The sequence below is a fragment of the Rhizobium sp. Root274 genome (assembly GCF_001429245.1).
In the GTDB taxonomy this organism is placed as follows: domain Bacteria; phylum Pseudomonadota; class Alphaproteobacteria; order Rhizobiales; family Rhizobiaceae; genus Allorhizobium.
Window position 1 is genome coordinate 58778 of sequence record NZ_LMJE01000012.1, and the last position, 21183, is coordinate 79960.

At 57.5% G+C, this 21183-nt stretch carries 20 protein-coding genes and 4 pseudogenes; 12 read left to right on the plus strand and 12 right to left on the minus strand.

The window, feature by feature from the left end; all coding sequences use genetic code 11:
- Positions 1 to 61: 61 nt before the first annotated feature.
- The 5 genes and pseudogenes from ASE36_RS21590 to ASE36_RS23105 form a co-directional block, all read right to left on the minus strand.
- Complete coding sequence (locus ASE36_RS21590) at positions 62 to 565, minus strand: hypothetical protein (RefSeq protein WP_062285068.1); 504 nt, start codon at positions 563 to 565, stop codon at positions 62 to 64.
- A gap of 289 nt (positions 566 to 854) precedes the next feature.
- Entirely contained in the window at positions 855 to 1790 is a 936-nt protein-coding gene (locus ASE36_RS21595; protein ID WP_062285071.1) for a CPBP family intramembrane glutamic endopeptidase, read from the minus strand.
- A 499-nt stretch (positions 1791 to 2289) separates the two neighbouring features.
- On the minus strand, positions 2290 to 2709 hold the full coding sequence (locus ASE36_RS21600) for a hypothetical protein (RefSeq protein WP_244474827.1): 420 nt from the start codon (positions 2707 to 2709) through the stop codon (positions 2290 to 2292).
- Between the two features lie 436 nt (positions 2710 to 3145).
- Entirely contained in the window at positions 3146 to 3829 is a 684-nt protein-coding gene (locus ASE36_RS21605) for a hypothetical protein (RefSeq protein ID WP_062285073.1), read from the minus strand.
- Between the two features lie 852 nt (positions 3830 to 4681).
- Positions 4682 to 4853 (minus strand): annotated as a pseudogene (locus tag ASE36_RS23105) (sigma-54-dependent Fis family transcriptional regulator); the annotation flags it as partial.
- A 210-nt stretch (positions 4854 to 5063) separates the two neighbouring features.
- On the opposite strand from ASE36_RS23105, the gene ASE36_RS21610 reads away from it, so the two are divergent.
- The 3 genes from ASE36_RS21610 (at position 5064) to ASE36_RS21620 (ending at position 8416) form a co-directional block, all read left to right on the plus strand.
- Positions 5064 to 5795, plus strand: coding sequence for a L,D-transpeptidase (locus tag ASE36_RS21610; protein WP_082511329.1), 732 nt, complete (start codon positions 5064 to 5066; stop codon positions 5793 to 5795).
- A 668-nt stretch (positions 5796 to 6463) separates the two neighbouring features.
- Positions 6464 to 7801 (plus strand): D-alanyl-D-alanine carboxypeptidase, encoded by a 1338-nt coding sequence (locus ASE36_RS22805; RefSeq protein WP_062285076.1) that lies wholly within the window; start codon positions 6464 to 6466, stop codon positions 7799 to 7801.
- Positions 7802 to 7948: 147 nt separating this feature from the next.
- A complete protein-coding gene (locus ASE36_RS21620; RefSeq protein WP_244474832.1) occupies positions 7949 to 8416 on the plus strand; it encodes an SH3 domain-containing protein in 468 nt (155 codons plus the stop codon).
- A gap of 74 nt (positions 8417 to 8490) precedes the next feature.
- Here the strand turns inward: ASE36_RS21620 and ASE36_RS21625 are convergent, their stop codons facing one another.
- Positions 8491 to 10011 carry a Do family serine endopeptidase gene (locus tag ASE36_RS21625; RefSeq protein ID WP_413813676.1) on the minus strand — a complete coding sequence of 507 codons (1521 nt, stop codon included), beginning with the start codon at positions 10009 to 10011 and terminating at the stop codon, positions 8491 to 8493.
- Positions 10012 to 10252: 241 nt separating this feature from the next.
- Between ASE36_RS21625 and ASE36_RS23110 the strand changes: the two are divergent.
- A pseudogene (locus ASE36_RS23110) lies at positions 10253 to 10410 on the plus strand (ATP-binding cassette domain-containing protein); the annotation flags it as partial.
- On the opposite strand, the pseudogene ASE36_RS23115 reads toward ASE36_RS23110, so the two are convergent.
- Positions 10392 to 10758: pseudogene (locus ASE36_RS23115) on the minus strand (IS21 family transposase); the annotation flags it as partial. The pseudogenes ASE36_RS23110 and ASE36_RS23115 overlap by 19 nt on opposite strands.
- A 152-nt stretch (positions 10759 to 10910) precedes the next feature.
- Between ASE36_RS23115 and ccoN the strand changes: the two are divergent.
- From ccoN to ASE36_RS21670, 8 genes are read left to right on the plus strand one after another with little or no spacing between them, the layout of a single operon-like run.
- Complete coding sequence (ccoN, locus tag ASE36_RS21635) at positions 10911 to 12569, plus strand: cytochrome-c oxidase, cbb3-type subunit I (protein ID WP_062285083.1); 1659 nt, start codon at positions 10911 to 10913, stop codon at positions 12567 to 12569.
- A 3-nt stretch (positions 12570 to 12572) separates the two neighbouring features.
- A complete protein-coding gene (gene ccoO / locus ASE36_RS21640; protein WP_062285086.1) occupies positions 12573 to 13322 on the plus strand; it encodes a cytochrome-c oxidase, cbb3-type subunit II in 750 nt (249 codons plus the stop codon).
- A gap of 7 nt (positions 13323 to 13329) precedes the next feature.
- Positions 13330 to 13500, plus strand: a complete 171-nt coding sequence (locus ASE36_RS21645) for a CcoQ/FixQ family Cbb3-type cytochrome c oxidase assembly chaperone (RefSeq protein ID WP_062285088.1) — start codon at positions 13330 to 13332, stop codon at positions 13498 to 13500.
- Positions 13491 to 14372: a cytochrome-c oxidase, cbb3-type subunit III gene (gene ccoP, locus ASE36_RS21650; protein ID WP_062285090.1), complete on the plus strand. Its 882-nt coding sequence runs from the start codon at positions 13491 to 13493 to the stop codon at positions 14370 to 14372. The genes ASE36_RS21645 and ccoP overlap by 10 nt, the downstream gene beginning before the upstream one ends.
- A gap of 24 nt (positions 14373 to 14396) precedes the next feature.
- Positions 14397 to 14570, plus strand: coding sequence for a hypothetical protein (locus tag ASE36_RS21655; protein WP_244484382.1), 174 nt, complete (start codon positions 14397 to 14399; stop codon positions 14568 to 14570).
- Between the two features lie 12 nt (positions 14571 to 14582).
- Positions 14583 to 15389, plus strand: a complete 807-nt coding sequence (locus ASE36_RS21660; RefSeq protein ID WP_062285095.1) for a DUF2189 domain-containing protein — start codon at positions 14583 to 14585, stop codon at positions 15387 to 15389.
- Positions 15390 to 15447: 58 nt separating this feature from the next.
- Positions 15448 to 15597 carry a cbb3-type cytochrome oxidase assembly protein CcoS gene (gene ccoS / locus ASE36_RS21665; protein WP_062285098.1) on the plus strand — a complete coding sequence of 50 codons (150 nt, stop codon included), beginning with the start codon at positions 15448 to 15450 and terminating at the stop codon, positions 15595 to 15597.
- Between the two features lie 38 nt (positions 15598 to 15635).
- A complete protein-coding gene (locus ASE36_RS21670; protein ID WP_244474829.1) occupies positions 15636 to 15947 on the plus strand; it encodes a hypothetical protein in 312 nt (103 codons plus the stop codon).
- Positions 15948 to 16423: 476 nt separating this feature from the next.
- Here the strand turns inward: ASE36_RS21670 and ASE36_RS21675 are convergent, their stop codons facing one another.
- The 5 genes and pseudogenes from ASE36_RS21675 to iolD form a co-directional block, all read right to left on the minus strand.
- Positions 16424 to 17272, minus strand: coding sequence for a class II fructose-bisphosphate aldolase (locus ASE36_RS21675; RefSeq protein WP_062285100.1), 849 nt, complete (start codon positions 17270 to 17272; stop codon positions 16424 to 16426).
- Entirely contained in the window at positions 17269 to 18111 is an 843-nt protein-coding gene (locus ASE36_RS21680) for a 5-deoxy-glucuronate isomerase (protein WP_062285103.1), read from the minus strand. The genes ASE36_RS21675 and ASE36_RS21680 overlap by 4 nt, the downstream gene beginning before the upstream one ends.
- 12 nt (positions 18112 to 18123) lie before the next feature.
- Positions 18124 to 18879, minus strand: coding sequence for a PfkB family carbohydrate kinase (locus tag ASE36_RS23120; protein WP_413813677.1), 756 nt, complete (start codon positions 18877 to 18879; stop codon positions 18124 to 18126).
- A gap of 189 nt (positions 18880 to 19068) precedes the next feature.
- A pseudogene (locus tag ASE36_RS22740) lies at positions 19069 to 19391 on the minus strand (PfkB family carbohydrate kinase); the annotation flags it as partial.
- 1 nt (position 19392) lies between these two features.
- The coding region (gene iolD / locus ASE36_RS21695) for a 3D-(3,5/4)-trihydroxycyclohexane-1,2-dione acylhydrolase (decyclizing) (RefSeq protein WP_062285107.1) at positions 19393 to 21183 on the minus strand (1791 nt) is incomplete at its 5' end.

Here is a 21183-nt window from a genome sequence, read left to right on the forward strand (position 1 = left end):
AGAGATCCGAGACAACCACCACAACCGGACGCGAGGCCTATTTTTAGGCTCCTCGGGATTCTCATTGGTCCTCAGCGTACAACAGAGCAATATCTTCGTGATATCTTTTGCAGGGCCCGTCAGCGAACAGGACAATTGCTTTGGTTCTCCCAATGACAACGGTACAGCCATTCGCGAAATGAAAACGCCTGTCGCCCCGTTTGGTCTTGATCATTGTCGGCACCTCATCCTGCGGCCTGACGTTTTGCACGCTATGCTGCGGCGGAGCCGACCACATCTCAGCGTCGCTCACGAAAGCGCGGCCCGCTCGTTTGTCGTATATGCAGAGCTCAGATCTCGAAGATCCCCGCGTCTTATCTGAGATCAACATGGCGACTACACCCGCTCGGTCGTCGAAGCCAACAATTGTCGAGGCCAGAGAATTGCGCAGGCCGCTGGCACCCAGGCAGGCCTTTGTGACTTGGGCCTCGAAGGCCGCCCATGCGTCAGCGCTGGACCCGTTTGCGGGGCTGCTGAATGCGAGGAATGCAGCGCTTATCGCGCTGACCAGAATACGGTCCATCATTCTGGTTCTCCTGTTATTTCTGGTGATTGTCAGGATTGTCCTGAGCGATGCTCTCCTTGAGTTTGCCCCAATGAGTGCGCGGCCCTAAGTCGTTCTGCAGCCATCATCTATGACGCAAAGTCTGCCGAAATTTGCCCTTTCCAAGGTGGTAGAATTGTTTGGCTGATGCGTTTCACTTCAGAGCCGGTCCGCCCCCAATCATCGCCTGAGATTGTCATGGTTGCCACGCAATCGAGCGGCGCCTGCAACGTATCCCGTCACAACGTGGATCGTTATTCAGAGCATCGCATCATCGTTGCCGATCTATTCGAAGAGGACCGTCTTTCCATGTCGCGGCGACGAGCAATATGGCAATGGCGCCGACGACCAGTCCCGGCAGAAGATTCGCCGGAACTCCTACGATTTCGCTACGGCCGGCCAGTGCCCCTCCGATGTCGACATGAAGCGCCGTTGCGAGCACCAAGCCAGACACGTTGTAGACGCCATGAATGACAACTGCGACTTCCAGACCTCCTGTCCTCCAAGTGATCACCGCCAGCGAGGAGAAGAGCACGAGATAGGAAGTCAAGAGGTAGGGATCGGAAGTGCCGTGAAATAGCGAGAACAGGCCCGCGGTAAGAATAATGCCAAGGATCGCACCGCTGAGGGGGGCGAGCGTCCAGCTGCCTACTATCCGGAACATCAATCCGCGGAAGCCATATTCTTCACCGGCGGCGGCGAGCGGTGTCAGGATCATGCCAGTTATGAAGAAGGCCACGACATCCACGTGGCTCCAAGTTATGGTGTCGCCCGGCATGAAAAGCGATGTCAGCGACATCGGGATCAGCACCAAAGGGCCAATGACCAGTAAGGAACGGCCGAACATGTCGAACCGAAAGCAGCCGGTGACCGAATGCAATGAACCGGCAGGAAGACCGTAGAAAACACGCTGCAAAAGCATGCTGTACGGTATGAGCAACGCCAACGCCAAAGATGTGGCTGCGTGCGCGAGCGGTGTGAAGCCGCTGCGCCCAAACATGTTGGCATCAATGAAAGAGGCACCGGCGAGGCCAAGATTGGCAAAGCCGATCAATCCCCCAAACAACAGCAGAATTACCGTTAGGCCGCGCAGGATATGTCTCTTTCGTCCCGCAAAAGCACGGTGATATTCCACCTCAGTAGGCAGATGCCCTTGTGGAGCCACGGCCTTGGGCCGGGAGAAACCTTGCTCGCGGTCGTTAGTCATATCATTTCCTGTTGCTGAAGATTCGGTCTGGTCCTTGGAGACGAGGCCAAATTTTGGTTTTGGTAGATTGTTTCTGAATTGGTATCAGGGGCACAGCCATGAGGCCGTACCAGCGAGGATGTCGTTGGCCTTCCGGTGCACAAACACTGCGCATTGGCTCTCCCAGAGAAACAGGCGTTGGCACGCCTGCTCGGCCGAGTTCCGCAGGGTAGCGCTTCAACGGCTCGCCATGGCCGCTCGCGGTTCAAAAAGCAGTAAAAGATTGCAGCAACATTGCGTGAAACGAGAAAAATACGAGAGCCAGATTGGCGATGGCCGCTCACGACTCTGATAGTTGACCAAGAAGACGTTCTCTCGGGCGCGTGCAAAATAGCCGTGTGGCGTGCCTACTCTTGTTCACACGTCTACCCTCCCAATTTTCTACACGGTAGAAGGTTGCCAGAATGACGGGGTGAAGCCTGGTTGTGGCGCGTCCGACTCCATCCCCGTGGCCAAAACACTAGAGATGTGCGCCTTTAGCGGTCCACACCGCCATTTCTCCATCCGCAATTGTCAGCGATACGCGCCACTGGTTCGTTCGGCGAAGAACATAAACGTGTTCCCACGTCGCGATCAGCTGCTTCTCCTCGCCATACATCCGGTAAACCATGCGTGCTTGTGCCACCTTGGGGAAAAGCTCGATTGCGGGAAGCAGCTCTCCCGTGGGATTGACGATGCCCTGATCGCTGTAGAACTTTAACAGCGTCGAGCAATGTGCGTGAATCGCCCGTCGGTCCATCGCGAAGTTCCAACCAGGGGTCGGAAACAATCTCACGTCGTCCCAAAGTTCGCTGATTGCGTCCGCGTCTCTGCGCGCAAATGCATCGATGTAAGTGTGGAAGAAAGCGTTGATCTCGTCGTGGAATGTCATGTCGGTCATTTACCTTGAAGAGGCTTCCCGATGAATTCATGGAACAGTTCAGTCGGTGAGGCGCCCTTTTCGGGAACGCTCTTGCCGCAGAATTAGGCGGCACTTGCGCTCCGATATTGATGCAAATGTGTGCATTCAACACATCTGCAACCTGCGTGCGCGCTGTAATTAATGCGTTCAACCTTCGGACGCCTAGTCAGCCTTCAGGGAGTCTTTATAAGAGGAATGACCGGGGATCACTCAACACGCTTCGCATGTTCCATAATTCAACGTTACGCTGCAGCCCACGCTCCGCTTGCATCAAGCTACTGGATTTTCAATAGCGTACTAACGTGCGGGCCGACGGTTCACATCCCTTCAAGAGCGTTTAGTCGCGGCAAGGCAATTCTTTTGAACTGCCTCCGACCCGCGTTACAACTGTTCCGCGGCCCTCTAATGAGCCGGCCTATATCGCTGCACTAACTATGAAGATGCTGGTGATACGATCTGCCTTGATGCGGGGCTCGTCTGTCGCATTCGGCTCCAATACGCCGCCGACAGCAACAGTGTCACCGAGCTTCAGGTGCTGCCTCCCAACGGTGTCGAAGGGGTTATAGTTGAGCGAAGATGACTCTACTGTCATCCGAATGCCGCCCGTTTGCACGACCAGCACGCCCTTATCGATTTCGACGATTACACCAGTGAGACTGACCCGTCCATCGATGGGGCCAAACCCTAGGTTCGGCGGGAGTGTCAAAGCGTCGATATCGGATGCGCTGACCGCGGAGCCGCTGAGAGCGAAGTAGGCGTTTCGATCCTCGACGTACACGGCTATGACATCCACAACCCCATCGGCGTTTAGTGCATTCGGCCCAATCGCGCCGACCGCCCTGATGTTATCCCCGATACCCAGAACCGGACGTCTGTCTGGCAGAATTTCCGGCCATCCATTAAACTGGATGTTCAACCGCCCACCATCCGACCTTACGACGTAGTAATTTTCATATGCATCCACGACCTGACCTGAGATCGTGAGAAGAGCCTCCGTGGACTGTTCGCTCTGCGTAACTTGCGCAAGTGTTGCGTTGGGTGCGCTCGTCAGCAACAAAGCCGTACCCAATACTGCCAACCAAGAGACTGATTTGAGCATTTTGATTATTTCTCCGTTTGCAGAGTCTCAATCGTCCACTGCTGCCGGCAGGGCGACATCATCATTCGGGTTTGCCAAAAATCATCCGAACCAACGAGCGGTATGCAGCGCCAACGAGCATTGCACTGGGGGTACATGATAGCCGAAAGTACGGAGATTGCCCAGAAAGTAGATTACTTAGGCATCAAAATTCAGTGAAAGGCTTGCTCAATCAGCGTAGTTCGTTGAGCGTGTGCCCGCTTTCCTGGACTTATACAACACCCACACAAAGCCCCTGTTAGTACAACGACCTATTGCGGTCATTCGTTTTCAACGCAACGAACGTCAGTTCCGCGCCTGTCAGGACAGTGGAGCGGAACTCGATTACCAATCCCTACCTACGCGTCAACGGCGCCTTGAGGACTAGACGGTTTCCACAGTCCTGCTCATCAACCCTCGCACAACCTCCGAATGCGCTCTTGAACGCCCAGTTCGGGGCCCATACATCACGAGCGCGACGCAACAACAGGAGGAGATCGATGGCCGCCTCTTTCGCAAAAGCACGATTTTGCCACTGGGCGTTCGTGGGCCTTCTTGGTTTGTCTAATGTTGTCAGCGCCTATAGCGAAGGTGGAGGCGAAGCTCTGGATGCGGTGAGCTTCTACGCTTGGAGCGTCCATGCCTTTTGCTACATCTAGGCGCTGATTAAGTGGGGTGGAATATGGAAAGCCTATGCCGCTATGTCGCTTGTCGCGAACATAGCCTTCAAAGCCGGTACTCCGCTGAGTGGAGTGATCAAGCTGGCGCAGATTCTGGGATAAGCGTCGCGTCATAGCCCAGACAGACTGCCGCGACTGACGGCCCAGGTCACCAATAGCGCAGGTCGACCATTACAGGCGTTCGTCTGATAAATCTCGTCTCGATATCATCGCGCTTGCCGGCGACCGCTTTCAGACGCGGGTTCTCGAGCGCGAGTGACCGCCGATCCGGCGCGTGGCGGATAACGTTGGCAAGGCTAGCTGGCAAATGGCTTCTCGACAAAGTCGATACGCAGCCTCGTATGGCCTTGTTCTGCAGGCCATGCAGTTACAGTGACTGACGGGTGGCGAAGCGCGGCTCGTCCTCGTCATCAGCGATGAAAGACCTGTTCGCTGCCGTGTTCAACGCTACTCTTCCAGGAGCTCGATGACGTTTACGTGAACCTCCTGGCGTTTCTTTTGGGGCGCCAATCTGGCATTTGGGGCGTCACGGAAGGATGGAAGGTTTGTTTGTGACAGTTCTAAAGAGAAGATTCGTCGTCCTCGGGGGAGCGGTGATTGCCGCGAGTGCTGCAACTGGCTGCTCAACCACCGTTTCAACCTCACGCCGAGCCACAGTGCCGGTGAGGACGCCAAATATCTATGACACCATGTACGCAGCTGTCCCTGATGAGGCGTTTCCGCTGCCTGCGATACCCTATCAGCGAATTGACCCCAGATACCTCCGCCAATTGGTCGACGATCCAACCGGCGAGCGACCGGGAACACTTGTCGTCGACACCAACCAACATTTTCTTTACCTGGTGTATGAGGGCGGCAAGGCCATTCGATACGGTGTCGGATTAGGGCGCGCCGGTTTCGAATGGGCAGGCGACGGTGTGATCCAGTATAAGCGCGAATGGCCAACATGGACGCCTCCCCACGAGATGATCCTGCGGCAACCTGAACTTGAACCTTACAGTGCAGCCAATGGAGGTATGCCGCCGGGACTGACAAATCCGCTCGGGGCAAGGGCGCTTTATATCTTCCGTGGTGGGCGCGATACCCTTTACCGTGTCCACGGTTCCCCCGAGTGGTGGACTATCGGCAAATCTGTTTCCTCGGGCTGTGTCCGCATGATGAACCAGGATATCATCGACCTCTATAATCGGGTTCCGTCAGGTGCGCCGATCATGGTTCGTGGACTACCAAAGGATCCCGGGACTTACTCGTCCACTCGCACGGTCTGATCTGATCACGACTGCAAATTTCAGTGTGCAGTGACCAATCAAGAACCCTTCAAACGCGGCCGGTATGAAGATGCGGTCGAGCGGTTAGACAACAATTTGCACAACATGGGGCAGCGCAGAGCATGATGATCGATTATCGATTCTTGATCCCCTTTGTGGTTGCAATGGCGGCCATCAGTGCCCCTGCCCGGGGGCAAACCCCGAGCCTCGGGACAAAATCCATCAACGTGAAAAGATCAAGTGACCCGCATGTGTCCACGCCACGTGAGCATCGCTTTATAACAGACCTTCGAGGTCGGCGGATCCGGCTAGTCGGCCCACGTTTTTTTCCTGATCCAGAGAAGCGGCTTTTTTCCCCGGGAGAGCCACTAGCGATGCACGGACGCCCTTGAGCGGCGCCGTTCATACTGATTGAACTCCGGAGCTCGTCAATCCTCGCGCGAATTTTCACCGGAATATATTTGACAATGTGAAGGGATGAACGGGTCTCTTCCGTTGCATCTGACAGCGATGTGATCTCAAGGCGCCATCTCCGCATATAGGCACAAGCAAGCACATCCGCAAAATTCACAATTCGTAAACCATTTCGTAACTCAGCGACGCCTAGCTTCCTGGTCGTAGACACGCCGCACAGATGCGGCTTTGGATCTCAAAACAGGAGGCACGATATGATAGCGAAAGTCCTGGGTCGGTGGCGTGGTGTTGCACGTCGCGGCTTGTTTCTCGCGATGGCAGGCGTCATCAGCACAGGCCTGACACCAGTTCATTCGCATGCCAACGTCAAATATGCCGGGATAGTGATTGACGCAAAGACGGGCAGAACGCTCTATGCCGACCAGGCAGATGCGCCACGGTTCCCCGCTTCATTGACCAAAATGATGACATTGTATCTGACGTTCGATGCGCTCCAGCGGGGTCAGATTTCCAAGCGGACACGCATGCCCGTCTCACGCAATGCGGCCGCAGAGGTGCCCACCAAACTCGGATTAAGAGCCGGCCAGAGCATCACGGTAGAGCAGGCAATTCTAGGTCTGGTGACCCGTTCAGCGAACGACGCTGCAACTGTTTTGGGTGAGTTCCTTGAGGGGTCGGAAGCCGCCTTCGCTGCAAAGATGACGTCGACCGCGCGCAGCCTTGGAATGAAATCAACCACCTTCAACAACGCTCATGGGCTACCCAATTCAAGGCAACGTACCACAGCAAGCGATATGGCACGGCTGGGTATGGCGCTTAGAGACCATTTTCCTGAGTACTATGATTATTTCCGAACCCGCTCCTTTACTTACAATGGTCGGACTTACGGGAACCACAATCGCCTTCTTGGGAAGGTGAAAGGCGTCGACGGTATCAAGACGGGCTTCATCCGAGCATCGGGCTTTAATCTTGTGACCTCGTTGGAAAGCGAAGGGCGCAGCATCGTTGCAGTCGTTATGGGTGGACGAAGTGGACGCAGCAGAAACGCCCATATGATGGACCTGATTGACCGTTTTTTGAAGAAAGCGTCCACGGGACCGGACCAGTTTGAAATCTCGAAACCCGGTTCTGACCTGCTGGTTGCCGGAAGATTTAAGACCTTGGGCGATGCACCGGTGCCAGAGCCGCGTCCAAATCGCGTGCTTGCTGCCAACAGCGATATGCCGTTGGTTGGAGCAACAAGGGTCGAGCTCACATCCTCTGGCCCCGCCTCTGCCAACGAAGGGAGGAGGCCGGGGATTGACCACCTGTCGACCGGTTCAGTTGGGAGCCAGTGGATAATACAGGTCGCGTCTATGCCAACTGCGAGGCAGGCGCGCGAAATCCTGGCTCGCATTAGGAGCAGTGCAGAAGAGCTGATCGGCAGAAAGGCGGCGTTCGTCCAGCCCTTCGAAATCGATGGCACTGTTTACCACCGCGCTCGGTTCAGCGGTTTTGAATCAAAGGAAGAAGCGCGCAACGCATGTGCTGCGCTGAGGGACGCACAAATTGACTGTTATGCGGTGCGTCCTTCCATCGAGGCGCAGACGTAGTCAGTTTTGTCACTCAGCATGCGTGACCAGCGTAGAGGAAGTAAACGTCGTCGAATGGCATCAGTTCTAAGGTCTTTCAGGAGTCATAAGAATGGCTTCATGATTTTGTCTCTCTCACTGGCGGCATTCCTCCACGGTGCGCCACTGATGCAAGCCCAGGCCCAGGCTGGACGTGTTGGCCATGTTACAGGATTGACCGTTCCCCGCTTCGTCTCTCTCAAGGCGAACAGGGCGCGCCTTCGAGCCGGCCCGGGGGTTCATTACCCGATAATATGGGAGTACTTAGCGCATGACATTCCGCTTGAAATCACCGCCGAGTATGGCAACTGGCGGAAGGTTCGGGATTGGACGAGCGCTGAAGGGTGGATGTATCATACGCTTCTATCCGGGCGCAGAACTGCCATTGTCAGTCCATGGGGCAAAAGTCTGATCGCTCTGAGGAGCGCAGCCACAAATAAATCGGATGCCGTCGCAAACCTCGAGCCCGGCGTGTTTGTCAGCGTTAAGAGCTGCAATGGAAATTGGTGCAACATTGTAATCGATGCCCCCAAGCTAGGGGGATATGTTGAACAGGTAGGACTTTGGGGTGTCTATCCCGGCGAGGTCTTCAGATAGCGAGCTCGAGCCTCACTGAAAAACGAGAAAGGCTCGGGCCACTCCCGAGCCAATCTTCTCAATTTTGATCACAGTCAGCCTTGTTCGATAGGAAGTGCGACGAAGCGGCTGCCGCGCTCACCATCGATCTGGAAGAGTGCGTGATCTCGGTCCGTTTTGCGGGCATCTGCCAGGATTTCCTTGGCCCGTGCCACATTCGTGACTTCAGTGTTATTGATTGACGCGATGCGTTCGCCCTCAGAGATGCCGCGTGCCGCGGCCTCAGAGTCAGGGTCGACTTTCGCAATTAGCAAACCGGCTCCTTGCTCGGATGGCGCCACGGTCAGGCCAAGACTGGGGAGCGATTCCTGCTTGGTAGAGGCGGGGGTTTGTTCTGGCTCATTCGTGCCGTTTGCATTGGCCAGATCGCCCAAGGTCACCTCGATCGACTTGGTCTCGCCTTCACGCCAGACCGACAGATCAACTTCGGTTGAGGGACCGGCTGACGCAACCTTGACTGAGAGATCGCGGGCGCTCTTGACTGGTTTACCGTCAAAAGCGGTGATTACATCGCCTGCCTTGAGACCAGCCTTGGCGCCGGGGGATCCTTCCTGTGGTTCGACAACAAGGGCGCCCTGATCCTTTTCGAGCCCGAGCGACTCAGCGACTTCTGCATCCACCGGCTGAATCTGAACTCCTAGCCAGCCGCGTTGCACCTGGCCGTCATCGATCAGGTCCTGAACTACGTCCTGCGCCACGTAGGAGGGGATCGCGAAGGCTATGCCGACATTGCCCCCGGACGGTGAGAAGATCGCGGTGTTGATGCCGACAACTTCACCACTGAGGTTGAATGCTGGGCCACCGGAGTTACCTCGGTTTACCGCCGCGTCGATCTGGATGTAGTCGTCGTAGGGACCACTCCCGATGTCGCGGCCAAGCGCTGACACGATGCCGGCTGTGACTGACCCGCCGAGACCAAAAGGATTGCCAACGGCCACGACCCAATCGCCGACCCGAGCCTTCTTGTCGGTTGCGAACTCGACATAGGTGAACTTCCGCTTGGCATCGACCTTCAGCACGGCGAGATCTGTTCGGCTGTCCTTCCCAATCAGCTTCGCATCGAGTTCGGTTCCGTCGTCAAGCAGAACGCTGAACTCGGTGCCGTCCTCTACGACGTGATTGTTGGTGACGAGGTAGCCGTCTTCAGAAATGAAGAAGCCAGAACCCTGCGACATTGGCCGCGCCTGCCGTGGCGCGTCATTGTCTCCGCCGGGCATGCCCCTGAAGCTGGGGCCGAACTGATCGAAGAAGCGCCGCAGCGGATGGTTTTCAGGCAAATCTTCCAGTCCGTTTCCAGACCCGAACCCAGGCATTTGCTCGGATACCTGTTTCACATCCCCCTTCACGCGGACTGAAACGACCGCTGGCGAGACGGCAGTGACGACTTCAGAAAATCCGGGCACCGCCGCTTCGGCTTCCACCTGCACCGGTTCGGCGAAAGCCTGAGCAACATAGCCAGCTGCTCCGCCGTACATCATAACTGTCGCAAGACCAGCTGCCGCCGAGCCCTTCAAGATCGTCTTGAGTTTCGGATTGTTCATGTTCATGCGTGTCAATTCAAAATCTCCTTCAAAAATCGAGCCGTCGGCTCCATGAGGGGGGAGAATAGAGAGGCCCACCTTACGAGGAGGTGGAAGGGTTATGAAGGATCGTTAAAGTTCGGCTGTCCGGCAGGACATGCAGCGAGCCATGAGCGCGGGCGCCGGGAGAACAGTTTTGGGAGACCAATGCTTCTTTCGGAAAGATGGTGCGGAGTTCGAAGGGATTGACCTGGTGGCGCTTTCTGAAGCGGTCGCAAGCGGCGAGCGCCAGAGAGTGGCCATTGCCCGCGCGTGCATTTCGGGGCGAAGGTGCTGATCCTTGACGAACCAACCTCGGTACTCGGCGTGCGCCAGACCGCCGATTTGCTGGCAATGATTGACAAGGTGCGCAGACAGGGCATCGCTATCTTGTTCTCCTGCCAGAGCAGCATCAGGGTCACGTCTTTGCGATTCAGTCGGGCGAAAACTGGCCGCCAATCCGGCTCGACCAGATCCTGTGGCGGTCAAAGCGCCGGAAAAGATGTCGCTCGAGCGCGGCATCGTCATCGAGACTTGCAGGTACCGGCCAACCGAGAGTCCGGTCTCCTTCGCTCGCAGCGGATACGTCGCCGCAGAGGTTTTGCTGATCTTGAGGCGTTCCGAAACAGCGCGAACCGATTGGCCCTGTTCATGCGTCAGCCGCAGTATCGGTCGAATGTCTTTCCTTGTAGTTCGTCTTGCTTGCTTCCCGCTAGCGTTGCGAACCGTGCCCCCGCAGACCAACAAATTCTAGGCCCCTAAACATTAAGTGCTTCACGAAAAATTGTATAAGACCTATGATCCGGCAGAGGGCCGATTAACTGATGGGCGATCTGACTATTTTCTAGGCAGGCGGCCAATCGGCAGTCCGATCAACTCTCAAAGAAGGCAGACCAATGGGCCAGTTGACATCGGGCGAACGGAGTTTGGGCGCGGTCATTCTTGTTGTCATGGCCATCGTAGGCATTGCCATGGCCGCAGCCGGTCGGGCTGATACGCTCGGTGTGCACGGAGCAATGGTCCTTTTCTACAGCTTGGGACTTCTGGTCCTGCTGATGTCTGGAAGCTTTGCTCCAGAGCCTGACCCGGCCAGATTTAAGCGCTACTACGATGATCCCATCAAGGTCGGGGTCGGCCTAACTCTCGCCTGGGCGATCTTCGGAATGTTCATCGGCGTTTGGGCCGCCTCCCAGCTTGCCTGGCCAGGCTTGAATTTTGATACATCCTGGGCAAGCTTTGGACGAATCCGCCCCGCTCATACTACCGGTGTCATATTTGGGTTCGGCGGCAATGCACTGATCACGACGTCCTACCATGTGGTTCAGCGAACCTCGCGCGCCCGTCTTGCAGGGCAGCTCTCGCCCTGGTTTGTGCTGTTCGGTTTCAACCTCTTCTGTCTGATTGCCGTGTCTGGCTATTTTCTCGGCGTGACCCAGTCCAAGGAATATGCCGAGGCCGAGTGGTATGCCGATATCTGGCTGGTCATCGTCTGGGTGACCTACCTTGTCCTCTACGTCCGCACGCTGGCGCAACGCAAAGAGCCGCACATCTACGTGGCCAATTGGTATTATCTGGCCTTCATCCTCGTGGTTGCCATTCTGCACATCGTGAACAATCTCGCGGTGCCGATCTCCCTTGCTCATTCCAAGAGCTATACGATCTGGGCGGGTGTCCAGGATTCCATGGTTCAATGGTGGTACGGGCACAATGCCGTTGCCTTCTTTCTCACGGCCGGCTTCCTAGGCATGCTCTACTACTACCTGCCAAAGCGTGCGGATCGGCCGATTTTCTCCTATCGCCTGTCGATCCTGAGTTTCTGGGGTATCACCTTCTTCTACATGTGGGCCGGATCCCACCACCTCCATTATACGGCCCTGCCACATTGGGTACAGAATCTTGGCATGACCTTTTCGGTCATGCTGCTGGTGCCATCCTGGGCCTCGGCCGGCAATGCGCTGCTGACGCTCAACGGCGCCTGGCACAAGGTGCGCGATGACGCGACGCTGCGTTTCATCATGATGGCGGCGTTCTTCTATGGGCTATCAACTTTTGAAGGCTCGTTTCTCGCGATCCGCCCGGTCAACTCGCTGTCCCACTACACCGACTGGACTGTCGGCCATGTGCATTCGGGCGCTTTGGGTTGGGTGGCGATGATCACCTTCGGTTCGCTCTACACGCTGGTTCCAGCCATCTGGAAGCGGGAGCGGATGTATTCGGGCACCCTTGTCGAGGTCCATTTCTGGCTCGCGCTGATCGGCACGCTGATCTACGTCTTTGCCATGTGGAATTCCGGAATTATCCAGGGCCTGATGTGGCGGACCTATTCCCCGGACAACACGCTGGTCTACTCGTTCGTCGACAGTCTGGTCGAAATGTATCCCTATTATATCGCCCGCGCCTTCGGTGGCCTGCTCTTCCTGCTCGGCGCCATTATTGCGTCCTACAATGTCTGGATGACGGTGAGGATGCCTCGGGTGATGTTGGATGAGTCCCGTGAAGACCTGCCGCTCGGGGCGGATCAGTCCGACCATACCGCCCCATCGGCTGCGGAGTAAACCATGTCAGACATGCACGGAAAGCTCGAACGATCGGCAATCGGTTTCATGCTGGCCATCATTGCGGCCGCCAGTGTGGGGGGCATCGTTGAAATAGCCCCGCTGTTTACCATCGACGAAACAGTCGAAGATGTAGCCGACATGCGCCTCTACACACCCTTGGAACTCTCAGGTCGCGATATCTATGTCCGCGAGGGTTGTTATGCGTGTCATAGTCAGATGATCCGTACCCTCCGTGACGAAGTGGAGCGCTATGGTCCCTATTCACTTGCGGTGGAGTCGCAATATGACCATCCCATGTTGTGGGGGTCAAAGCGGACAGGACCCGATCTTGCTCGGATCGGCGGCAAGTATTCCGATCTCTGGCATGTCACGCATCTAAACAATCCGCGCGACGTCGTGCCGGAATCCAACATGCCCTCCTATCGGTGGCTTGGCACGACACCGCTCAGGGTCGATGAGTTGTCGCTCAAGCTTCGAGCCCAGCAAGCCGTCGGCGTTCCCTATACGGATGAGATGATCATCAACGCCACAGCCGATGCCTATGGCCAGGCGATGCCAGACACGGATCAGGCCTCTGGCGTTGCTGAGCGCTACGGCGAGGCCACCCAGATCTCTGCCTTCGATGGCGTCGCGACCAACCTGACCGAGATGGACGCCTTGGTCGCCTACCTGCAGGTCCTCGGTCAATTAACGAGGGCCGCCTACGAGAACACCGCCGCCTCCGAACAGATGCCTGATCCAACGAATTGAGGACGCAATGGATATCAATCACGATACTCTGGTCGAAACCGCCAAAACGTGGGGCCTGTTCTATCTGATCGGGTTTTCGATCTGCGTGATGATCTACACGTTTCTGCCGTCGAATAAGCAGCGCTTCAGGAATGCCGAGCAGCAAGTCTTCGACAAGGAGGATCGGCCGTGGAGTTGAAAGACGTTGATCCAGTCACCGGTCGGAAGACAACCGGGCATGTGTGGAACGGCATCCGTGAGTTGGACACGCCAATCCCCAAAGGGGTGTTGCTGTTCCTGATCGCTACTCATTTGTTCGCGGTGCTCTGGTGGTTTCTCATGCCGTCATGGCCGTTGGGCGCGACATACACCAAGGGCATTTTGGGTAAGGATCAGAGAACCACGGTCGAGAAAAGTCTGCTGGAGGGCGAAGCCGCCAAAGTTCCATGGGTCAGCAGGATCGAGACCATGTCCTTTGACGAAATTCGGGCAGACGAAGCGCTGATGGCGAAGGTACGCTCCAATGGTCACCAGTTGTTTGGAGACAATTGTGCCGCCTGTCACGGCCGAGACGGCAAAGGCGGCGCAAATTATCCCAATCTGACCGATGGCGACTGGATATGGGGCGGGAGTGCCGAGCAGATAGCCCAGACCTTGATTGTCGGGGTCAATTCGCGGCATCCCGATACGCGTGTCGGGCAGATGCCGGCTTTTGGCCGCGACGAGATCCTTGATCGTCAGCAAATCAGGGATGTCTCGCTTTATGTCAGGACGCTCAGTGAGCCTGATGCCTCAACGCCCGAGAACGTAGAGCGGGTGGATGCAGGGCTTGAGGTGTTTCAGACGAATTGTGCTGCCTGCCATGGAGACGATGGCAAGGGCAATATGGAACTCGGGGCGCCGAACCTCACGGATCAGACGTGGATCTATGGCGGCACCCTGCAGACGCTTATCAACACCATTCACGGTGGTCGACAGGGCCATATGCCGAACTGGGACGAACGGTTGTCGCCAATCGAGATCAAGGTTCTGGCGCTTTACGTGCATGCGCTCGGACAGAGGGAGCCATGAGTGAAAAATCGGGCGACCCAAGCAGTGACACGGTTTCCAACGAAATGGCTTCTGGCCACGGTGATCGCCGTGGTGCTGATCGCAGCGAATGCCCATCTGGCTTATGTCGCCATTTCTAGCCAGCCGGACTGCGTCGCCCATCTGAAGGACAAGAGCGTTGAGCCTGGCCAGTTTCGCGCAGCCAAACCGGCATGTTGAAAGGATAGGAAGATGAGCGGAAAAGACCAGGCGGCCGGTTTGATTTCCGAGGTTTCGGACATCCAGGAAACCCGCAACATCCAATGGAAGCGCAATCTGTCCGCCGATGCGCCCTTGCGATGGCTGTCGCTCGGTTGGAAGGATTTGTGGATCACACCGATCCCCAGTCTTCTTTACGGCGCACTCGTTTGCGTCGCCTCGATCGTTTTCATCGGTTACATGTTCAGCACCGGCCGCGATTATTTCCTGTTCCCGGCGCTGTCGGGCTTCTTGATCGTCGGACCGATTATCGCATCCGGTCTGTATCTCAAGAGCCGTAACCTCGAATTGGGCGCGCCTTTCTCGTTTAGCACGATGGTGTCGGTTCGGCCAAAGGCTGGCGCCCAGGTGTTCTTTACCGGAATGCTGCTCGTCATGCTTATCCTGCTTTGGATGCGGGCCGCGGTACTGGTCTACGCTTTGTTCTTTGGCCTTCAGCCATTTCCTGGCCTTGACCAGATCGCCACCATGCTTTTCACCACGCCCACAGGATGGGCGATGCTTTTCGTCGGCGGTTTTATAGGCTCGCTCTTTGCCGGCTTCGCCTTTGCCATCAGCGTCTTTTCGATCCCTATGCTGCTGGATCGCCAGATCGATGCCTTCACGGCCATGGGCATCAGCACGACGATGGTGTGGAACAACCTTCGCGTCACTTTGACATGGGGCGCTATTGTCCTTGCGCTATTCCTGGCCTGCCTCGCCACCGGACTTCTCGGACTGATTGTCATCTTCCCCTGGCTCGGCCATGCGACCTGGCACGCCTATCGGGAGATGCGATGATGGGCATGCTCTGTGCGGGAAACATATCGGCAGTCAGAGCATTTGGCGGAGATCTGTCATGGCAATGATCATGCTTGTTCTGATTTCCGTGGCCATGGGGATCACGGGTTTGCTCGCCTTCCTGTGGTCAGTCAACGCCAAGCAGTATGATGATCTGGACGGTGCGGCTGTTCGGATTCTGCTCGATGACAATGATGAAATCGGTTGAGCGCTCAACAGGACGGCCATGGGTTGTGGGAGACGAGCATGCAAAGTGACAAGACGACAATTGAAGATGGGCTTGCTGGTCCGCAGGCGTCAGCCGATCATCAGCGGGTCATCGTCATCGATCCGTCCGATGCGGTCACGGGAATGGGGTTCGTGTTCGGCGTTGTCGGCGCGCTCGTCGGCATTGCCGCAGCCGTCTACCTAACGCCTAGCTTCAGTCTGGCGCTCATTGGCAATTGTCTCGTGGCGGCCTTTGCGGGTGGGTCTGCCGGCATTGTCACGGGAGGCCTGGTCGGAGCCGTCTTTGCTGTCATGCGCGGTGTGATTACACCTCCCGCCGGGCGCAGTTGATGCAGCAGCAAATAGGGGAAACCATGCTACTTCGCAAACAGCAACTGGGTTGTTGAGTGCGAGCCTTAGACCTAAGTTCAGAAATCGCGTCAGCTTAACCATGGCGCCTTTGAGACGAGCAGCCGACAGTTATGCTGACATTCTTTCCGCTTTCGCGGAACACCTCGATCGTAAGATTTGAGCAGCTAGCCAAGACCGCCTTATGCTGAGTAAAATCTGGGATGTGTTGTCAATCCTCACACGATGACGAACCAGGTTGCCTAGCAACCAATCGCAGACGTAGCCATTCGGCCTTTGATGTTTGATCCCCGATCTGATGGTGCACTATTTTCCCAGGAATGGAGGGATGCACCATGGGCCAGGTTCTACACGGGAGCGCCACGACGACAGAGGCAATACGTCGATGGTCCGGCTTTTTTCAAATCAGAATCAGCACAATTGCCTCCGGTTAATCTGATGCTGCATCAATAAATGCTTTAACGCCCTTCAACAGTTCCTCGGTTTAACGCGCGCAGAATGCTGCGGGTGGCTTCGACCACCGGCTCATGGGTCTCCTGCAGGATCGCGATACGATCGAAGCGATCGGCGTCACGATTGACGGCCTTGCGTAGCGCGTTCCCAAAGACCATCCTCAACTCGGTTCCGATGTTGAACTTGCAAATGTTGGAGTGGTGCGACAGGAAGATGCGCTGGTCAATTGGAACGCCTGATCCGCCATGGATGACCAACGGTACTTTTGTCACCGCCTCAATGGCCCGGATGCTGGTCAGGTCGAGACCAACGCTCATCGTGGTTTGCTGAAGGTGCACATTGCCGACCGATATCGCCATGGCATCGATATTGGTCTCGCAGGCAAAGCGCGCGGCTTCCTGCGGGTCGGTGCCCGCTGATCCCTCACCACCCGCATAGCCCACAAATCCGATCTCGCCCTCGCAGGACAGTCCCGCCGCATGGGCAAGTTCGGCAATTGCCGCGGTCTCGTCGATGTTCTGGTTGAGCGGCATGCGCGATCCATCGAACATCAGCGAGGTGAAGCCGCAATCTATCGCCTGCCGGCATTCTGCAAGCGAGTACCCGTGATCGAGGTGGGCGACCACCGGGGTTCCGGCCGATTCTGCCAGATGCCGGAACATCGCGCCAAGAACGGGCAGCGGCGTATGAGCGCGGCAGCCAGGGCCGGCCTGCAGGATCACGGGGCACTGCTCAGCTTCTGCTGCCGCCACGAAGGCGCGCATGTCTTCCCAGCCGAGTGCCACCAGGCCCGCCACGGCATATCCCCCTCTGAGGGCGGGTTGTAGGACGTCGGCCAGCGTCACGAGGCTCATTTGAACTTTGCGATCATGTCTTTGATGCCGGGAATGGTCTCCAGCTGGGCCGCATGGCTTGGCTGGAAATACTGTACCAGACTGCGCTGGCTGAGACCGGCGAGGATCGTGAAGTAGTACATCTCGTAGCCCGGCAGCACGCAGCAGGGATGGTAGCCACGGTCGAGACAGATCGTCGACCCGTTGACGATGTGGTAGGCATCGCCCGGCTTCCCGTCGTCGCGCTGCAGCATCTGCAGGCCAGAGCCGTGATCCGGGCGGAAACGGAAATTGTAGGTCTCGTCGTGGCGGGTCTCCAGCGGGAGACGATCCGTGTCATGTTTGTGGCTCGGAAAGCCAGACCAGCCGCCCTGACCGACCGTGAACAACTCGCTGACCAGCAAGCGCCCCACGCGGCCATTGTATTTCGTTCCCAGTATATGCTTGATCCTGCGATGGGTCTTGGTGTCGTCAGACCCATACTGCACCATATCGATATCGGCGGCGCGCACCTCGAACGGATCGAGGACCTTGTCGTAGCGTGCGCCGGCAATGAACGTTTCGGTCGTGTCGGAGACACAGGTGATCGTCACGCTGGCCCCTGAGGGAATGTAGACCCCTTCCGGCTCGCCGTCCCAGACGTCGATACCGCGCTTGCCAATCGCGGCGAACGAAACTCCTTCGACCGAAATTTCGACCGATCCCGTTGCCGGAACGATGCCCGTTTCGAAGCCCGGTACCTGGTATTGGAAGCTTTCGCCCTTCTTCATTTTGACGATGTTGAAATAGTTGAGCGGAACGGTCGGATCGTCGATATCGACGATCGGCATGTTCTGGTTGTCGAAGGGGGCGATGTGCATGCGCTCGTCCTTTCAGGCCTCGCTCAGGCTTGGATGGGTGGCGAGGAACTGTTCAAGCTCGGCAGTGGTCGGCATGGCAGGGGCACAGCCGACGCGGCTGACCACGATGGCGGCACAGGCCGAGCCTCGGAGCACGGCATCGCGCAAGCTGAAGCCTGCTGCAAGTGCGGCAACGAGGCCGCCCAGAAAGCTGTCTCCGGCTCCTGTCGGCTTGATGGCCCTGACAGGGAAAACGCCACTGCGGATCTCTTCCATGGGCGTGATGGTGATCGCTCCGCCTTCGCCCATCTTGTAGATCACAATGCCTGCACCGTCGCGCGCAAGGCGGCGGGCCTTGTCGAGAATCGACCACGGCGCCGGGGCGGATGGTGTCGCCTTGCTGCGGATCTCTTCCATGGGCGTGATGGTGATCGCTCCGCCTTCGCCCATCTTGTAGATCACAATGCCTGCACCGTCGCGCGCAAGGCGGCGGGCCTTGTCGAGACCCTTTGAATAGTCGCCGGCCATGAAGCCGAATTCGACATCATTGCCGACGATCACGTCGCATTGTGCAGCGGCGCGCGAATAGGTCTGCGCGGCGACCTGAGGCGATGGCCAGCTGTAGGGACGGTAGTCGACATCGAAGATCAGCGGCAGGCCGGCAGCGCGCGCCAGTTCGAAGCTGCGGAAGGCCGCACCGCGGGACGGTTCGGCGGCGAGCACCGTGCCGGTGGTGATCAGTGCGGAAAAGACGGCATAGTCAATGCCCACGACATCCGCCTCCGACATTTCGAAATCGGCCGCGCCATTGCGGTAAATGACCGACTGGTGATCCTCGATCCGTGTTTCCACCACCGCCAGCGAATTGCGCGCCTCGCCGCCGACGGCCCGCACATGGCGGCGATCGATGCCGTAATGRTCGAGCTGRTTCAGGCAGAAGCGACCCACCGCATCGTCGGAGACGCAGGTAACAAGGCNACCGACTGGTGATCCTCGATCCGTGTTTCCACCACCGCCAGCGAATTGCGCGCCTCGCCGCCGACGGCCCGCACATGGCGGCGATCGATGCCGTAATGATCGAGCTGATTCAGGCAGAAGCGCCCCACGGCATCGTCGGAGACGCAGGTGACAAGGCTGCAGGAACCGCCATGCCGGGCAAGTGCTACGGCGATGTTGGCTGAAGAACCGCCAAGGCTCGCCGAAAATTGCGTTGCATCCTCGCTGCGCGTATTGGGCGGATCGGCATAGAGGTCCATGCCGGCTCGGCCGATGACCAGGAATCGGTTGCCCGAAAGGTTCATGTCAGATGCCTTGCCGCTGCTTGTGGCGGGAGGATTCCCAGTGTTCGTGGGCCAGCGCCACGCGCGGGTCCTGCGAGACCGCCGGAGTGCCGATCTCCCACCAGGTATGGCCCTCGGTAGTCCAGCCCTCATAGGCATCGACTGTCATGCAGATCACGCTGGTCCGCTTGGCCGCCTTGGCGCGCTTGAAAGCCTCGGCAAGTTCTGCCGGATTGGCAACCGATTCGGCAATTGCCCCCATGGCCCGCGCATGAGCCTCGAAATCGACCCGAAAGGGTTCGGCGACCGTCGGACAATCAACGAGCAGATTGTTGAAGCTTGGCTGGCCCGTATTATTCTGGAGTTTGTTGATGACGGCAAAGCCGCCATTATCCAACACCAAGATGATCAGCTTCTTGTCGGTCAGTACCGAGGAATAGATATCGGAATTCATCAGCAGATAAGAACCATCTCCGGTGAAGACGATCGTATCCTGGTTCGGCTCGCGCTCGCATTGTGCGATTCGTGCACCCCAGCCGCCGGCTATCTCGTAACCCATGCAGCTGAAGCCGAATTCGACATCGACAGTGCCAATCCCCAGCGTGCGCCAGTTCGCGGTCACCTCCGCCGGCAGGCCACCGGCTGCAGCGACGATGCGATCGCGCGGGTCGCACAGCGCATTCACCACGCCGATCGCCTGCGCATAGGAATTGGGCCGGTTGCCGGCGGTCACATTGCCTGCGACGTAAACGTCCCACCCCCTCCGGGCCTCCCTGGCTGACGCGGTCCACTCGTCTGGGGATCGATAGCCGGCCAGCGCCGAGGAAAGCGCTTCAAGCCCCAGCTTCGCATCGCCGACGACCGGCAAGGCACGATGCTTGCCCGCATCATGCCGGGCAACATTCAGCGAGAGCAGCCGGGCCGTCTTGGAAAAAGCCGTCCAGGAGCCCGTGGTGAAATCCTGAAGTCGGCAACCGACGGACAGGATCACATCGGCTTCTTCAGCCACCTGGTTGGCGCTGGTTGACCCGGTCACGCCGATTGGGCCGATATTGAGCGGATGAGTCGCCAGCATGTTGGCACGTCCGGCGATGGTCTCGATCACGGGAATGGCGTGTGCCTCGGCAAAGCGCGTCAATTCGGTGACCGCCCGCGAATATTGCACGCCACCGCCAGCGATGATGACGGGCCGTTGCGCCGACCGCAGCAGCCGGGCAGCTTCGGCCAGTTCCACCGCATCCGGCATCTGCCGGCGGATCCGGTTGATGCGCTTTTCGAAAAAAGCTTCCGGATAGTCAAAGGCCCAGCCTTGTACATCCTGCGGCAGCCCTAAAAAGGCCGGTCCGCAATCGGCCGGATCAATCAGCGTGGCAATCGCTGATGGTAGGCTCTGCAACACCTGTGCCGGGTGGGTGATGCGATCCCAATAGCGGCTGACGGATTTGAATGCATCGTTCAGGCCGAGGCTCGGATCGCCAAAGTGCTCCATCTGTTGCAGCACAGGATCCGGCAGACGGGTCAGGAAGGTGTCACCGCACAGGAACAGCACCGGCAGCCGGTTGGCATGGGCAAGTGCTGCGCTGGTCAGAAGGTTTGCGGTCCCGGGCCCGGCGCTGGCAGTACAGAACATGAAGCGCTGACGGAGCCATTGCTTGGCATAGGCGGCGGCTGCAAACCCCATGCTTTGCTCGTTCTGGCCGCGATAAAGTGGCAGCTCGGCCTGCAGCGGATAAAGCGCCTCGCCGAGACAGGTCACATTGCCATGGCCGAAAATGCCGAAGCCGCCGCCACATAGGCGATGTTCCTGCCCGTC

Bases quoted from the DNA above. Each gene is read 5' to 3' on its own strand.
- ASE36_RS21590 (WP_062285068.1), bottom strand. From the start codon at position 565: ATGATGGACCGTATTCTGGTCAGCGCGATAAGCGCTGCATTCCTCGCA.
- ASE36_RS21595 (WP_062285071.1), bottom strand. From the start codon at position 1,790: ATGACTAACGACCGCGAGCAAGGTTTCTCCCGGCCCAAGGCCGTGGCT.
- ASE36_RS21600 (WP_244474827.1), bottom strand. From the start codon at position 2,709: ATGACCGACATGACATTCCACGACGAGATCAACGCTTTCTTCCACACT.
- ASE36_RS21605 (WP_062285073.1), bottom strand. From the start codon at position 3,829: ATGCTCAAATCAGTCTCTTGGTTGGCAGTATTGGGTACGGCTTTGTTG.
- ASE36_RS21610 (WP_082511329.1), top strand. From the start codon at position 5,064: ATGGAAGGTTTGTTTGTGACAGTTCTAAAGAGAAGATTCGTCGTCCTC.
- ASE36_RS22805 (WP_062285076.1), top strand. From the start codon at position 6,464: ATGATAGCGAAAGTCCTGGGTCGGTGGCGTGGTGTTGCACGTCGCGGC.
- ASE36_RS21620 (WP_244474832.1), top strand. From the start codon at position 7,949: ATGCAAGCCCAGGCCCAGGCTGGACGTGTTGGCCATGTTACAGGATTG.
- ccoN (WP_062285083.1), top strand. From the start codon at position 10,911: ATGGGCCAGTTGACATCGGGCGAACGGAGTTTGGGCGCGGTCATTCTT.
- ccoO (WP_062285086.1), top strand. From the start codon at position 12,573: ATGTCAGACATGCACGGAAAGCTCGAACGATCGGCAATCGGTTTCATG.
- ASE36_RS21645 (WP_062285088.1), top strand. From the start codon at position 13,330: ATGGATATCAATCACGATACTCTGGTCGAAACCGCCAAAACGTGGGGC.
- ASE36_RS21660 (WP_062285095.1), top strand. From the start codon at position 14,583: ATGAGCGGAAAAGACCAGGCGGCCGGTTTGATTTCCGAGGTTTCGGAC.
- ccoS (WP_062285098.1), top strand. From the start codon at position 15,448: ATGGCAATGATCATGCTTGTTCTGATTTCCGTGGCCATGGGGATCACG.
- ASE36_RS21670 (WP_244474829.1), top strand. From the start codon at position 15,636: ATGCAAAGTGACAAGACGACAATTGAAGATGGGCTTGCTGGTCCGCAG.
- ASE36_RS21675 (WP_062285100.1), bottom strand. From the start codon at position 17,272: ATGAGCCTCGTGACGCTGGCCGACGTCCTACAACCCGCCCTCAGAGGG.
- ASE36_RS21680 (WP_062285103.1), bottom strand. From the start codon at position 18,111: ATGCACATCGCCCCCTTCGACAACCAGAACATGCCGATCGTCGATATC.
- ASE36_RS23120 (WP_413813677.1), bottom strand. From the start codon at position 18,879: ATGTCGGAGGCGGATGTCGTGGGCATTGACTATGCCGTCTTTTCCGCA.